General features: G+C 72.8%; 15 protein-coding genes. 8 read left to right on the top strand and 7 right to left on the bottom strand.

Features of this window, described 5'->3' with window-relative positions; genetic code table 11:
* Nucleotides 1-147: 147 nt before the first annotated feature.
* Nucleotides 148-825, bottom strand: a complete 678-nt coding sequence (locus AB0O29_RS03345) for a TetR/AcrR family transcriptional regulator C-terminal domain-containing protein (protein ID WP_365145297.1) — start codon at nt 823-825, stop codon at nt 148-150.
* A 179-nt stretch (nt 826-1,004) separates the two neighbouring features.
* Here AB0O29_RS03345 and AB0O29_RS03350 point away from each other — a divergent pair, with 179 nt between their 5' ends.
* Entirely contained in the window at nt 1,005-1,988 is a 984-nt protein-coding gene (locus AB0O29_RS03350) for an NAD(P)-dependent alcohol dehydrogenase (protein ID WP_365145299.1), read from the top strand.
* A gap of 80 nt (nt 1,989-2,068) precedes the next feature.
* On the opposite strand, the gene AB0O29_RS03355 is transcribed toward AB0O29_RS03350, so the two are convergent.
* Nucleotides 2,069-2,524 carry a hypothetical protein gene (locus AB0O29_RS03355; protein ID WP_365145301.1) on the bottom strand — a complete coding sequence of 152 codons (456 nt, stop codon included), beginning with the start codon at nt 2,522-2,524 and terminating at the stop codon, nt 2,069-2,071.
* Nucleotides 2,525-3,100: 576 nt separating this feature from the next.
* Between AB0O29_RS03355 and AB0O29_RS03360 the strand changes: the two genes are divergently transcribed.
* Nucleotides 3,101-3,271, top strand: coding sequence for a hypothetical protein (locus tag AB0O29_RS03360; RefSeq protein ID WP_365145304.1), 171 nt, complete (start codon nt 3,101-3,103; stop codon nt 3,269-3,271).
* A gap of 94 nt (nt 3,272-3,365) precedes the next feature.
* Here AB0O29_RS03360 and rph read toward each other — a convergent pair whose 3' ends face one another.
* Nucleotides 3,366-6,026 (bottom strand): rifamycin-inactivating phosphotransferase, encoded by a 2,661-nt coding sequence (gene rph / locus AB0O29_RS03365; protein WP_365145545.1) that lies wholly within the window; start codon nt 6,024-6,026, stop codon nt 3,366-3,368.
* A 135-nt stretch (nt 6,027-6,161) separates the two neighbouring features.
* Nucleotides 6,162-7,241, bottom strand: coding sequence for an aldo/keto reductase (locus tag AB0O29_RS03370; RefSeq protein ID WP_365145307.1), 1,080 nt, complete (start codon nt 7,239-7,241; stop codon nt 6,162-6,164).
* 119 nt (nt 7,242-7,360) lie between these two features.
* Here AB0O29_RS03370 and AB0O29_RS03375 point away from each other — a divergent pair, with 119 nt between their 5' ends.
* A complete protein-coding gene (locus AB0O29_RS03375) occupies nt 7,361-8,020 on the top strand; it encodes a TetR/AcrR family transcriptional regulator (RefSeq protein ID WP_365145310.1) in 660 nt (219 codons plus the stop codon).
* 336 nt (nt 8,021-8,356) lie between these two features.
* On the opposite strand, the gene AB0O29_RS03380 is transcribed toward AB0O29_RS03375, so the two are convergent.
* Entirely contained in the window at nt 8,357-8,623 is a 267-nt protein-coding gene (locus tag AB0O29_RS03380) for a GlsB/YeaQ/YmgE family stress response membrane protein (RefSeq protein ID WP_365145313.1), read from the bottom strand.
* Between the two features lie 156 nt (nt 8,624-8,779).
* On the opposite strand from AB0O29_RS03380, the gene AB0O29_RS03385 reads away from it, so the two are divergent.
* Nucleotides 8,780-9,184, top strand: a complete 405-nt coding sequence (locus tag AB0O29_RS03385; RefSeq protein WP_365145316.1) for a BlaI/MecI/CopY family transcriptional regulator — start codon at nt 8,780-8,782, stop codon at nt 9,182-9,184.
* 4 nt (nt 9,185-9,188) lie between these two features.
* Nucleotides 9,189-10,121 (top strand): M56 family metallopeptidase, encoded by a 933-nt coding sequence (locus AB0O29_RS03390; RefSeq protein WP_365145319.1) that lies wholly within the window; start codon nt 9,189-9,191, stop codon nt 10,119-10,121.
* A 27-nt stretch (nt 10,122-10,148) separates the two neighbouring features.
* Here the strand turns inward: AB0O29_RS03390 and AB0O29_RS03395 are convergent, their stop codons facing one another.
* Complete coding sequence (locus AB0O29_RS03395; RefSeq protein WP_365145322.1) at nt 10,149-11,114, bottom strand: sporulation protein; 966 nt, start codon at nt 11,112-11,114, stop codon at nt 10,149-10,151.
* 174 nt (nt 11,115-11,288) lie between these two features.
* Here AB0O29_RS03395 and AB0O29_RS03400 point away from each other — a divergent pair, with 174 nt between their 5' ends.
* From AB0O29_RS03400 to AB0O29_RS03410, 3 genes are all read left to right on the top strand, one after another.
* On the top strand, nt 11,289-11,726 hold the full coding sequence (locus AB0O29_RS03400) for a transporter associated domain-containing protein (RefSeq protein WP_365145325.1): 438 nt from the start codon (nt 11,289-11,291) through the stop codon (nt 11,724-11,726).
* Nucleotides 11,727-11,775: 49 nt separating this feature from the next.
* Complete coding sequence (locus AB0O29_RS03405; RefSeq protein WP_365145328.1) at nt 11,776-12,114, top strand: metalloregulator ArsR/SmtB family transcription factor; 339 nt, start codon at nt 11,776-11,778, stop codon at nt 12,112-12,114.
* Between the two features lie 92 nt (nt 12,115-12,206).
* Entirely contained in the window at nt 12,207-12,425 is a 219-nt protein-coding gene (locus tag AB0O29_RS03410) for a hypothetical protein (protein ID WP_365145331.1), read from the top strand.
* A 57-nt stretch (nt 12,426-12,482) separates the two neighbouring features.
* Here the strand turns inward: AB0O29_RS03410 and AB0O29_RS03415 are convergent, their stop codons facing one another.
* Entirely contained in the window at nt 12,483-13,211 is a 729-nt protein-coding gene (locus AB0O29_RS03415; RefSeq protein WP_365145334.1) for a hypothetical protein, read from the bottom strand.
* Nucleotide 13,212 lies beyond the last annotated feature (1 nt).

The following is a 13,212-nucleotide window of genomic DNA, read 5'->3' on the forward strand; positions in this document are numbered from 1 at the left end:
GGGCAGGCCCGCTCGGCTCCGCCGACGGGCCTGCCCCCGGTCGTGCGCGACGGGGGGTTCGGGAGCCTGCGCGGCACACACGTCGAGTCTCCGCCCGCACTCCGGAAATCCCTCCACCGGCAGGTGAGTTGGCCGAGGGGGCGGGCGTCAACCCGATGTGGATGCCGCGGCCCGGCCGAGGCCGTCGAGGACGAGGTCCAGGCCGTACTCGAACTCGTCGCCGAAGGAATAGCCCGGGCGCATGACGTGGGCGGTGGCGATCTCCGTCAGGTACGGGTACTCGTCGTCGCCGAAGCCGCCCATGATGGATTCCGCCAGGCCGGCCGTCTCCTCCGGCGACCCGAAGGGCAGTGACTTCTCCTGTAGGGCGAAGCCGTAGATGTAGCTGTCGAGGACCGAGACGGCGTGAGCGGTCAGGGCCAGGGAGAACCCTCCCTCGCGCAGGCACCCGAGGACGGCGTCGTGGTGGCGCAGGGTGGCCGGGCCCGGGGTGGAGCGCGACTCCATCAGCCCGATCGCCCAGGGGTGGCGCGCCAGCGCGAGGCGCATGCCGATCGCCCGCCGCCGCATCGCCTGCCGCCACTCGTCCCCGGGCACGGGCAGTTCGATCTCCCCGAAGACCAGGTCGACCATGCCGTCGAGGAGGTCGTCCTTGTTGGCCACGTGGTTATACAGGGACATCGCCTCGACCCCGATGGCCTCGCCGAGCTTGCGCATGCTGAGCGTCGCCAGGCCGCCCGCGTCGGCGAGCCCGACGGCGGCGTGCAGGACCCGCTGCCGGGTGAGCGGCTCGCGGGACTGCTGACGGGTGGTACGCGGGGCCATGGCGGACGGTCACTCCCTGTCGTCGGTGCGCGGCGTTGACGAGCTTACGCCGTAAGTGCTGTACTTACGGCGTAAGTGGAGCACTTACAGCGTAAGTATCGCCAGGTGACGGGACAGGGGCCATGCGGAACACGAGTCGGCCTGCGGCGATTGCCGCGGGTGAAGCCGGGACGCGGACGATGACGGCGGTCGTGCAGGACCGTTACGGCACCGAACCGGAGGCCGTACTGCGTACGGCGCGGCTCGCCCGGCCGCGGATCGGGCCGCGTGAGGTCCTGGTGCGGGTGTGCGCCTCCAGCGTGGACCGGGGCACCTGGCACCTGATGGCCGGACGGCCGTACGCGGTGCGCCCGGTGAGCGGGCTGCGCGGGCCGAAGCTCCCCAACCCCGGGCGCAGCTTCGCCGGTGTCGTCGAGTCGGTCGGCTCCGAGGTGACCGGCTTCGCGCCCGGCGACCAGGTCTACGGCACGGCGGTGGCGGCCTTCGCCGAGTTCGCGGCCACCCGCCCCGACAGGATCGCCCCCAAGCCCGCCGGACTCACCTTCGAGGAGGCGGCGGCCGTACCCGTCAGCGCGCTCACCGCGCTCCAGGCGGTCCGCGACCACGGCAGGGTGCGGGAAGGGCAGAGCGTCCTCGTCACCGGGGCCTCCGGCGGCGTGGGCACCTTCGCCGTGCAGCTCGCCCACGCCCTCGGCGCCCGGGTCACGGCCGTCGCGAGCACCGCCAAGCTCGACGCCGTACGCGCCCTGGGCGCGGACCGCGTGATCGACCACACGCGCGAGGACTGCCTCGCCGGCCCCCGAGGCTACGACGCCGTCATCGACATCGCGGGCAACTCCCGCCTGCGGAACCTGCGGCGCGCCCTCACCCCGCGCGGCAGGCTGGTCATCACCGGCGGCGAGGGCGACGGCGCCTGGCTCGGCGGCACCGACCGCCAGCTCCGCGCCCAGGCGCTGTCCCCCTTCACCACGCAGCACCTCGGCACCTTCATCGCGTCCGAGCACGCCGACGGGCTGCGCGACCTCACCGCGCTCATCGACGCGGGCGCTCTCAGGCCCGTCGTCGACCGGGTGTTCACGCTCGCCGACACCGCGGCCGCCGTCCGCCACCTGCTCGACGGCCGCCACACGGGCAAGGTCTCGCTCACCCTGCCCGCCCGCTGACGCGGAGCTCGCCCGAAGGGCCCCGCCGGACCGTACGAGGTCTGGCGGGGCCCTTCGTCATGCCGTGCGGGGGGGGGTGGTCAGTCGCCGGTGTTGGTGGCCCAGACGGGCTGGTTGGCGCTGTTGTAGACGACGGCGTTGCCGTCGTCCTGGACGGACAGGTAGGAGCCCTTGTGCCAGGTGCCGGCGGCCCAGACGGCGCCGCCGTTGGCGTCGTAGACGACGAAGTTGCCGTCCTCCTGGAAGACGGCCCGGTTGGCCTTGGGCCAGACGCCCGGCGCCTGCCAGGCCGCACGGCCGTCCTTGTAGAGGACGAAGTTGCCGTCGCTCTGGACGCGCAGGACGGTCCGGCCGTTGCCGGAGGTCCATGCCTGGTTCTTGTTGAGGGTGGAGCCTCCGTAGAAGTGGGCGTCGCTGCGGGCGGCTGAGGCCGCGGCCGGCGCGGACGAGGCGTCGGCGGCCGGGACGGAGGCGAGTACGGGCAGGATCGCGAGGGCGAGCACGGGGAGACCGCGCCGCACGAAGTGCTTGATCATGGAACGAAGTTGTAGTCGGACGGCGTCGGGGGCCGACAGCGAAGAAACGACGCGCTCACCCGTACGGCCCAGCACCTTCAGCGCCGAAACGCCACTTCACTCCCCCTGGAAACCAGGTCGCCTCACCCCAAACCGGCGAAATATCCCCACACGGCGCAAAACCACCCCTGGCGGCCAGATGGGGCCCGGGAAGTCGGGGGACGGCTTCCCGGGCCCGCCGTCGCGGTACCGCGGGGGAGCGGTAGACATGCGGTGCGACACCAGAAGGAACGATTCCCCAGCCGGAAGGTCACGGGGGGAACCCTCCTCAAGGTCAGTGCCACTCAAATTCCGGACGCGGCTTGTGGGGCACTGAACGGTGCGGGCGCCCCTTGAGGCCTCTCCTTTCCCGGTAGTGTCCCCGGGCTTCGTGCCGAAGTGACCTGTTCGCGCTCTGCCCAGCGGCCCGCGTTCCCGTCACCGTCGAGTGAGGATCAATCGAGCGAAAGGCACGCCTTGGCAACATCCGCGACACTCTCACCACGCAACGCCTTGATCACTTGGCGAGGCCGCCTACTGCTCCGCTTCACCGCGGTCGTGCAGGGCAAGCTGGCCCGCCACCGCTTCCGGCCGGATGTCGCACTGCGCAACGCCTCCATGCGGGCGGCTCACCGGTGCGGCGTACCGAAGTCCGACCTGATGCGCGCCACAGGGCTGACAGCGCAGACCGTCACCAAGGCCTTGGCCGGCAAACCGACAGCCGAGTAGACCGCCCGGACAAGCGAAGCAACCGAATCCGCAGCAGCCGCGAGTGCCGGAGCCCGGAACTCGCGGTTGCCGTGCCGCTCCCCCGTCGCGGCCGTCAGTCCAGGAGTTCGATGTAGCCGTCCGTTCCGTGGACGCGGATCCGCTGGCCGTCCCGGATCAGCCGGGTGGCCGCGGCTACTCCCACGACGGCCGGGAGGCCGTACTCCCGGGCGATCACCGCGCCGTGGGTCATGAGCCCGCCCACCTCCGTCACCAGGCCCGTGATGCCTACGAACAGCGGGGACCAGCTGGGGTCCGTGAAGACCGTGACCAGGATGTCGCCGGCCTCGAGGTCGGCGTCGGCCATGTCGAGGATGACGCGGGCCCGGCCCTCGACGGTCCCGGCTGAGACGGGCAGGCCGGCGAGGGCACCCGGCGGAACGTCGTCGCGCCGGTACGAACCGTTGAGTGCTTCACCGTCCGAGGTGAGGACACGGGGCGGCGTGAGCGCCCGGTACGACCGGAACTCCTCTTCGCGCCGCCGGATGAGCCGCTCGTCCACCCGTCGCGTGCGTACGGCCTCGTGCAGCTCCTGGAAGGTGAGGTGGAAGGCGTCCTCCCGCTGGGCGAGCACGCCCGCCCGCACGAGCCGCCCGGCCTCCTCCAGCAGGGCCTGCTTGTAGACGTAGGAGCGGCTGACGATGGCGTACTTGGGGTACTCCCGGTACCCGATGAAGGCTCTGACGCGGTCGATCATCCGCCGGGTCTCATCGGCCTTCCGGTCCCCGTCCGGCAGTGCCCGCAGGCGTGACAGCACCTCCCGCTCCTTCTCCCGCGCCTTCCGCAGCCCCTGCTCGAAGCGCCGTGCGGCGGCGCCCGGCTCGAAGTTGCCGACATGGTCGAGGATCAGGGGCACGAGCGCGGCGGGGCGCTCACGCCAGCGGGGGCGGGTGATGTCGATCTCGCCGGCGCAGCGCATGCCGTACCGGCCGAGGTAGGCCTCGATGGCGTCGCGCGCCTCGGGTCCGCCCGCGAGCTCCGCCAGCCCGTCGAGGAAGCCGTCGTCCTCGACGCCCCGCAGGAACGCCACCACCTCCGGCCACGGGCGGATCACGTCCGCGACGTCGAGCAGCGCCAGTCCCATCTCGGACGTGACGTTGCCGGGGGCGGACAGCGTCAGGGTGTCGGCCGCGTTCTTCTCGCCCAGCCACGCCCGCAGGTTGTCGTTGAGCCACCAGGTGGCCTCCATCCCCGCCATGACGGCCCGAAGGCTCTGCGGATCGCGGAGGAAGCGCTTGTGCTCCCGGAAGGCCTCCAGCAGGAAGTCGAACAGCTCCGGTCCGGTCTTCGTCCGGATCTCCCGCTCCAGGGTGGCGAGGGACTGCCGGCTGCGCTCGATCAGCTCGGCGACGACCGCCGGATCGGCGTCCAGCGGGGCGGGCGCCCGGCCGGGCGCCGGCCCGCCGGGTGCCGCGCCGGGAGGCTCGGGCGGCGGCGGGAGGAAGCCCTCGCGGTCGAGGACGGTCTCCAGAGCGTCCCTGACCAGCGGATCGCCGCGCCCGACGACGTCCAGGAGGCCTGCGCGGGTCGCGGGCGAGGCCAGGCGCCCGGTGACGTCGACGAACAGCCGGCCGCCGGCCTCGTGCATCGGCGCCATGGCCGTCAGCTGCCACACGGAGAGCCCCAGGGCCTTCATGGGGTCGGTCATCATCTGCTGGTGGCCGACGGAGACGTAGACGCGGTTCCCGTGCGCACCCGTCTCAGGGCCGCTCCCGGGCGCGAGGACGGGCGCGTCGGCGGTGACGGGGACCGGGACCGGGACCGGGAAGAGCGTCGTGATCGGCCGGCTCTGAACGATGTGGAAGCCGTCGTCGGCCAGGCACCACTCGATGTCCTGCGGGCGTCCGAAACGCTCTTCGATCCGCCGCCCGATCCGGACCAGCCGCACGGCCTGCGCGTCCGTCAGCGTCGGCCGCTCCCGCCGCCGCGCGTCGGCCGCCGTCTCCCGCGCACCGCCGGCGGCCGGGTCGCGGACGGCGGGCTCCTCGGCGGCGATCGTCCTGGCGACGACCGCGCCGTGCCGCACCGTGAAGACGTCCGGGTTCACCAGGCCCGACACCAGGGCCTCGCCGAGGCCGAAGCCCGCCTCCACGACGGCGGTCTTCCGATCACCCGTGACGGGGTCGGCGGTGAACAGCACACCGGCCGCCTGCGGGAAGACCATCCGCTGGACGACCACGGCCATGTGGACCGTACGGTGGTCGATGCCGTGGCTCCGGCGGTACGCCACGGCCCGCTCGGTGAACAGCGAGGCCCAGCACCGGCTGACGTGCCGCATGACGGCCGCCGCCCCGACGACGTTCAGGTACGTGTCGTGCTGGCCGGCGAAGGAGGCGGACGGCATGTCCTCCGCCGTCGCGCTGGAGCGGACGGCCCAGCCGGCCTGCTCGCCGAACCGGTCGAGCTCTTCGGTGATCCGCGCCGCGAGGGCGTCCGGGACGGGGACCCCGGCGATGGCCCGGCGCACCTCCTCGCCGAGCGTGCGGACGGCCTCCCCGTCGTCCGGGTCCACACGTTCCAGCCGGTCGATCCCGTCCTCGACGGCCGGTGTCTCCCGCAGGATCCGCCGGAAGGCGTCCGTCGTCACGCAGAAGCCCTCCGGGACGCGGACGCCCTCGATCCGCGACAGGCCGCCCAGGTGCGCGGCCTTCCCGCCGACGAGGGCGACCTGCGCGGCGTCGAGGTCCTGGAGGTCCAACACGTACCGCTCGCTCACCGGGATCCCTCCGGGACGGCCGGGTACGTCGACGGCGACGGCGTTCGCACGTGTGGTCTCCATCCTTCGCGATGCGTGGCTCCGGCCGACGATTCTGCGCCGGAACGGGGGCCTTGCGGCAAGCCCCCCTGTGCGCTATAGGTTGGAAGTGGCAGGGAGAGTGCTTCTCCCTGCCTTTGTGCTGTTCATCGGGGGGTTGAGGAGGGCGAAGCCCTCCTGGCGCTCGTACGGGAAGTACGGGTACGGCGCGGGTCGGTGGCTGGCGGCGTCGAGGCGGGCGGCCTGTTCGGCGGTCAGCTGCCAGCCGACGGCGCCCGTGTTCTGCCGCAGCTGCCGCTCGTCGCGGGCGCCGATCAGGACGGTGGAGACGGTCGGGCGGCGCAGCAGCCAGTTGATGGCCACCTGGGGGATGGTCCGGTCCGTCTCCCGGGCGACCTCGTCGAGGGCGTCGATCACGTCGTAGAGGTGGGCGTCCTCCACGGGCGGGCCGTAGTCGGCGGTGGCGTGCAGCCGGCTCGCGGCGGGCAGCGGGCGGCCGCGGCGGAGCTTGCCGGTGAGGCGGCCCCAGCCCAGGGGGCTCCACACGATCGCGCCGACGCCCTGGTCGTGGCCGAGAGGCATGAGCTCCCATTCGTAGTCGCGGCCGACGAGGGAGTAGTAGACCTGGTGGGCCGCGTAGCGGGGGAAGCCGTGCCGGTCGGCTGCCGAGAGGGACTTCATCAGCTGCCATCCGGCGAAGTTGGAGACACCGGTGTAGCGGACCTTGCCGGAGCGGACGAGCTGGTCGAGGGTGGCGAGCACCTCCTCGACGGGGGTGGCGGCGTCGAAGCCGTGGAGCTGGAAGAGGTCGATGTGGTCGGTTCCGAGGCGGCGCAGGGCGTCCTCGACCGCGGCGATGAGGCGGGAGCGGGAGGTGCCGTAGGCGCCGGGGCCGTCGCCGGTCGGCAGGCCCGCCTTGGTGGAGATGAGCACCTGGTCGCGGCGGCCCTTGACGGCCTGGCCGAGGACTTCCTCGGAGGCGCCCGCCGAGTACACGTCGGCGGTGTCGAAGAGGGTGATGCCGGCGTCGAGGCAGATGTCGACGAGGCGGCGCGCCTCCTGGGCGTCGGTGCTGCCCCAGGCGCCGAAGACGGGGCCCCGGCCGCCGAAGGTTCCGGCGCCGAAGCCGAGGGCGGGGACCTTGAGGCCGGATGCACCGAGCTGCCTGTATTCCATGACGGACTCCCCAGACGACAGTAACGGGAACGTAGACCCGTTAAGGTGATCCCAACGTAACAGCCGATCGCCGCTAATGGAACCAGGGACCCGTTATGACGTTGTCGAGTGATGCCCCCATGCCCGCGGACGGCTCGCGGGACGCCGAAGGTGCGGGGGCCGCGGGGGGCGGGACCGTCGAACCGGGGACCGTCCGCCCCGGGGGCCGGACGGCCCGGGTGCGGGCCGCGGTGCTGGAGGCGGCCGGGGACATGCTGGCCGAAGAGGGCTTCCACGGCCTGGACCTCGCCGAGGTGGCCCGGCGGGCCGAGGTGGGCAAGACCACCGTCTACCGGCGCTGGGGCACGGTGGCCGGCCTGGTCGCCGACCTGCTGACGGATATGGCCGAGCAGTCACTCCCCCGCACCGAGACCGGCTCGCTGGAGGAGGACCTGCTGGCCAACGCCCGGCTGGTCCGGCGCACCCTGTCCGACCCGCGCCAGGGCCCCCTGTTCAAAGCCGTCATCGCGGCCGCCGCGGGCGACGCCCGCACGGCCGAGGCCCTGCACCGCTTCTACGAGGTCCGGGTCGCGGAATGGGCGCCCTGCGTCCAGGAGGCCGTCGCACGGGGCGAGTTGCCCGAGGGCACCGACCCCGCCGAGGTGGTGCGCGCCGTCTCCGCCCCGTTGTACTACCGACTGCTGACCACCGACGCCCCGCTGGACGAGGCCGCGGCCGGACGGGCGGCCGCGGCAGCCGCGGCGGCGGCCCGCGCCGGGGCCTTCGTACGCACTCCGTGAACACCGGGCCCGGCTCGGCTGCGCGGGGAGCCTGATTCCCCTCCTCGGACGCGCCCTACCGGTCCGGCACCCGCGGGCTCAGCTCGACGTCGAGGGAGGCGGTCCAGGCGGCGCAGGGTTGGCGGGCACGGTCACGGGGTGCCTCCCTCTCGGCGGAGGCGCGTGAGCCGGGGCGGACCTCGACGGCCTCGTCGGGCCGGGCTCCTAGAAGGTGCGCGCCGGGGCCGTGTCCGCCGGCGTGACGGACTGTGCGGCCCGGCCGCGCTCCCGGGCGGGGCTGGGGCGACCCCCTACGCGCCGCCGTTCGGGCCGGGCCGGGGGCGCCGGGGGGTGTGGTCAGTCGCGGGAGTTGCCGAAGAGTATGCGGTAGGCGATCAGCAGGACCAATGAGCCGGCGATGGCCGAGCCCCAGGTGGGGAGGTCGAAGAAGTGCTTGTCGATGGGCCGGTCGAGGAACTTGGCGGAGAGCCAGCCTCCGAGGAAGGCGCCGGCGATGCCGATGACGGTGGTGCCGATGCAGCCGCCCGGGTCGCGGCCGGGGAGGATGAGCTTGGCGAGGGCTCCGGCGATGAGGCCGAGGATGATCCAGGCGAGGATGCCCATGGCGGTCGTTTCCTTTGCTGCGTGTCGGGCGGAGTCGTCGGACCGTCCCGCTTTCGAGGATGCGGGCCGTCCTTCCGGCTTCCGCGAATCTACAGGACTGTAGAAGGTCCTTGTGATCAGTACGATGAGCCCGTTGCGGACGGGAGGCTGACGACGGTGAGAGACGACGCAGACGACGGTGCCGGGCAGGCGTCCCGCCGTCGCGGCCAGGGCGAGCTGGAGTCCCAGGTGCTGGCCGCCGTGGGGCGGGCGCCGGGCCCGGTCACGGCCGGCTGGGTGCAGGAGCACATCGGCGGGGGGATCGCGTACACGACCGTGATGACGATCCTGACGCGGCTGCACGCCAAGGGTGCCGTGGAACGGGAGCGGGTGGGCCGTTCGTTCGAGTGGACGGCCGTCGCCGACGAGGCCGGGCTGGCGGCACTGCGAATGCGCAAGGTGCTGGACGCGGAGGCGGACCGGGAGGCGGTGCTGGCGAGTTTCGTGACGGCGCTGACGCCCGGGGACGAGCAGTTGCTGCGGGATCTGCTGGCGCAGGCGTCGGAGCAGGGCGAAGGCTGACGGCATGGGGGTCTTCGTCTTCCTGCCGCTGGTGCTGCCGTTGACCGCCTGGCCGATCGCCCGGCTGGCCGAACACCGGCTGCATCCGCGGACGGCCACCTGGCTGCTGACCTGGACGGCCGGCCTTCTGGCGGTGTGCAGCACGTTGTGCCTGGCTCTGCTGATGGTCGTCGGGACCGCGCAACTGCCGGGCAATCCCCTGCCGGACGGCTGGTCGGATCCAGAGGTCCGCGAGGCGGTCCCCTACGACGAGGTCGCCGGGCGGCTGGCGATCCCGGCGCTGCTGGCCGTCCTGGTCTCCTGCCTGGGGGCGGGGTGGCGGCACTACCGGGTGCGCCGGCGGGCCGCGCGCGCCGTGGCGGGGCTGGCCGGCAGGTCGGTGGCGGTGCTGCCGGATCCGGTTCCCTACGCGTACGCGCTGCCCGGCCGGCGGGGCGGCGGCCAGGTCGTGGTCAGCACCGGCATGCTGTCCGGACTCGCGCCGGGTGAGCGGCGGGCGCTGTTCGCCCACGAGCGGGCCCATCTGTCCGGCCGGCACGACCGGTTCCTGCTGACGGTGCGGCTCGCGGCGCGGGCGAACCCCTTCCTGCGGCCGCTGCGGACGGCGGTGGCGTTCACCGCGGAGCGGTGGGCGGACGAGGAGGCGGCGGCCCGGACCGGCAGCCGGCGCACCGTCGCGCTCGCGGTGGGCAAGTCCGCCCTGGTCTCCCGGGGCGCGCCCTTCACCTCGCTGGCCCATTTCGCCGCCGGGCCGGTGCCGCGCCGGGTGGCGGCCCTGCTGGGCCCGGCCCCCGTCTCCAGGAACGGGCTGTCGGTGTTCACGACGCTGGGCCTCGCCATGTGGACGGCCGCCGCCGGGGTGGCGGTGTCGGCCCTGTCATCGGCCAACTCGGCGGTGACGCTGTTCGTCATCCTGCACTCCGCGCTCGGCTCCTAGCCGAAGAACCGGCGGGGTGCGGGGGGACTACGACTCCTCGTCGTCCTCCTCATCGTCTCCTTCGAAGAAGTCCCCCACCTCGTCGACGACTTCGGCTGCGACCAGGCCCCCGACGACGCCGACCGCGAGGCCGGCGGCACCGGCGGCGAGGGCGGTGCCCATGCCGGGGCCGGAGCGGCGGCCGTCGTCGTAACCCGGGCCGTCCTTTTGGGTGTGCCCGGTGCGGGCGGAGAGCAGGCTCTGGATCCAGGAGTCGACCTCGGTGTTCCAGTCCGTGCCCGCGGCCTGCCCGTGGTCGACGGTGTGGCGGGCGATTGCGTCGTGGCCGCCGGAGAAGAGGCCGCCGCGCTTGTCCGCCTCGACGACGACCTCCATCCCCGCGGGGTTCGCGAGGAAGGTGACCTCGATCTCGTTCGCCTGGGCGGCGTACCGAGGGGCGGGGGTGAGCTCGATCTCCTGGTAGAAGGGGAGCTGTTGGCCGGTGCCGGTGATGCGCCCGTACTCGAGGTCGGCGGACTTGAAGCCGAAGCCGAGCCGGCCCAGCGCCTCCAGGACCGCTTCCTGGACGGGCAGCGGACGGACCGTCAGGGCGTCGAGGTCCCCCTTGTCCTTGGCGCCCGCCACGCCCAACTCGGTCCGCACCCCGAGGACGACGCCGAGCGGCTGCCCGTGCAGCTCGGTGATCGGGGTCTCCCACGGCAGTGTGACCGTGAAGGGCACGGTGCGGTGCTCGCCCTCGTGGAGGCGGAAGCCGCCGCCGACGGTGAAGCGTTCGAAGACGACGCTGCCGTCGTGCTCGCCGTGTTCGGTCTCCGCCTCGACACGGGCGACGAGTTCGAGCCTGATGTGCTCGATGTCGAAGTCCGCGCGGCCGCCGGTCAGACGGACCTCACCGGACAGGCTGCCGCCGGGTGTCGCGCCGGCGGGGTCGAGGACCGTGTCCACGGCCGGGCCGCCGACACCCATCGAGCCGAGCAGTCGCTTGAACACCATCGTGGGGGTCCACTCCTTCAGTCATGGTTCGGAGAGCCGGGCGCCCCGGCGAGTGGCCGCCCGGGCGAAGATCGGCACTGGAAAAATCTACATGCTTGTAGAAGCATAGGGGGCTCCCCCAGACAACCCGGGCCCACGCGGTCCGCCGAGAAGGAACGGAGCGGCAGACCCGCAATGGGCGAACTTCCCGGACCCGGCCGTGCCACGCTCCTCGCACGCACCCTCACCCTCGGCGGGCGCCTCAGACGCCCCGAAGGCCATCAACTTGCTTGTACAGTCGATGAGTTCACCCGCACGGTCCACCTCGGAATCGGTCCCGTCGAGGTCCCCGACCTCATCGAAGCCCCCGAGGAGAACGGCCGCAGAGCCTACGAGGCCAGCGGATCGCTCCACTTGGACCGGCTGGAGGAGCTCGGACTGGTGGCGCCCGAAGGCCCCTTCGAGACCCTCGCGGGTCTGATCGCCGACCGCCTGGAGCGCGTCCCGGCCGCCGGCGACACCGTCACCGTCGCCGGATGGGACCTGGCCGTGCTCGACATGGAGCACCACCGGGCCGACCGCGTGGCCCTCACCGCACCGCCCCCGTCCGACGTAGGGGCGCGGTCCCGCTGATAGGTTCTACAGCTCTGTAGTACGTTCTCGGGGGAGGAACCGCACTGCCATGAACCACGTGAACCGCCCTGCCGATCCGCAGCCGGAGGTGTTCTCGCGTGCGGGCGAGATGTTCGCGGTCCTGTCCTCCCCGGTCCGCCTGCACCTGATCTGGGCGCTCGCCGAGGGAGAGCGCGACGTCTCCCAGCTCCAGGACCGCGTCGGCCGCGCGCTGCCCACCGTCAGCCAGCACCTCACCCAACTCCGCCTGGCCGGCCTCGTCCAGGCCAGGCGTCACCGGCGTCGCCACATCTACTCGATCCGCGAGCCCTACGCCCTGACGATCGTTCAGGCGATGCTCGACGAGCAGGTGAAACAGGTCTGCTCCGCCGCCGGCACGGAGGGATGACGCGCGCACTGCATCCTTCGGCCTACCGGGACCCCCGTGCTTTCGGTCTTGCGGAGGACGCACTCATGTCACCGCCGCGAGAGGCTGGACCCGTGCGAACAACCATCGGATACACGCTCGAAAGCATCGGCTACGTCATCGGGGCCCAGGGGGTCGTCGGCTTCGCCTCGCAGAGGTTCTTCGGAACGGAGTGGGGCTGGCTGCACAAGGTCGCCGACCTTCCCTCCAACGCCTACCTCGGCGTGGTCGCCGTGGGGTTGGCGCTCATCGCCGGCGGGATGAGGATGCGGAAGACCGCCCGGCCGCGCTGAGGCCGGGAGCGATGCCCCGGCGGTGGTGCGTGGGACCGCCGGGGGCGCGAACGGGGTTCAGTGGGTGGCGAGTTCCTCGATCTGCTTCGCCAGGCCCGCGGTGGGGGTCAGGATGCGGCCCAGTTCCTCGTGGCGGTCCATGCCGAGCTGCTCGACCGTGTCCTTGACGGCTTCGTCGGAGATGGAGATGTCGTCCGGAGCGGAGCGGGTTTCGTAGCGCATGGTGATGCCGGCGGAGGGCGCGGTGGGATGGGTCTGCTCGTGGGGTACGGGCCTGTAGTGCGCGATGGCGCCGTCGTCGGCGGCTTCGAGCTGGCCGATCTGGCTCGCCCAGTGGCTGGCGTCGCGCATCTCGCCGCGGCGCAGGTGCAGGAGGTAGAGGCACAGGGCACCGGTGGGGTTGCCGGCTCCGGCGGCGAACTGCCACCAGAACTGGGCCCCGTCCTCCACGTGGGCGAGGTCCAGGAGGCAGGCGAAGGCGAGGGCACCGCCGGGGTCGCGCGCGTCCTGGAACCGGGCGATGTGGTCGGCGGCCTCGGTGTTGGTGATGACGTTCTGGGACAGGGCCCACAGCTGGTGGGCGGCCTGTTCGTGCAGGGCCGCGGGCCGGCTCGCCGGGGCCGCGGGAGCCGTGGGCGTGCCGGCCAGGAGGTGGCTCCAGCGGGCCTCGGTGAGGTGGGTGACCAGGCGTTCGCGCGCGGCTTCGAGGTGCGCGGGCGTGTAGTCGCCCTGGAAGACCCTGGCGCGGGCCAGCAGCTCGTCCACGGTGCGGGGGGTGTGGGGCACG

Source organism: Streptomyces sp. NPDC089915, from assembly GCF_040684675.1.
In the GTDB taxonomy this organism is placed as follows: Bacteria; Actinomycetota; Actinomycetes; order Streptomycetales; family Streptomycetaceae; genus Streptomyces.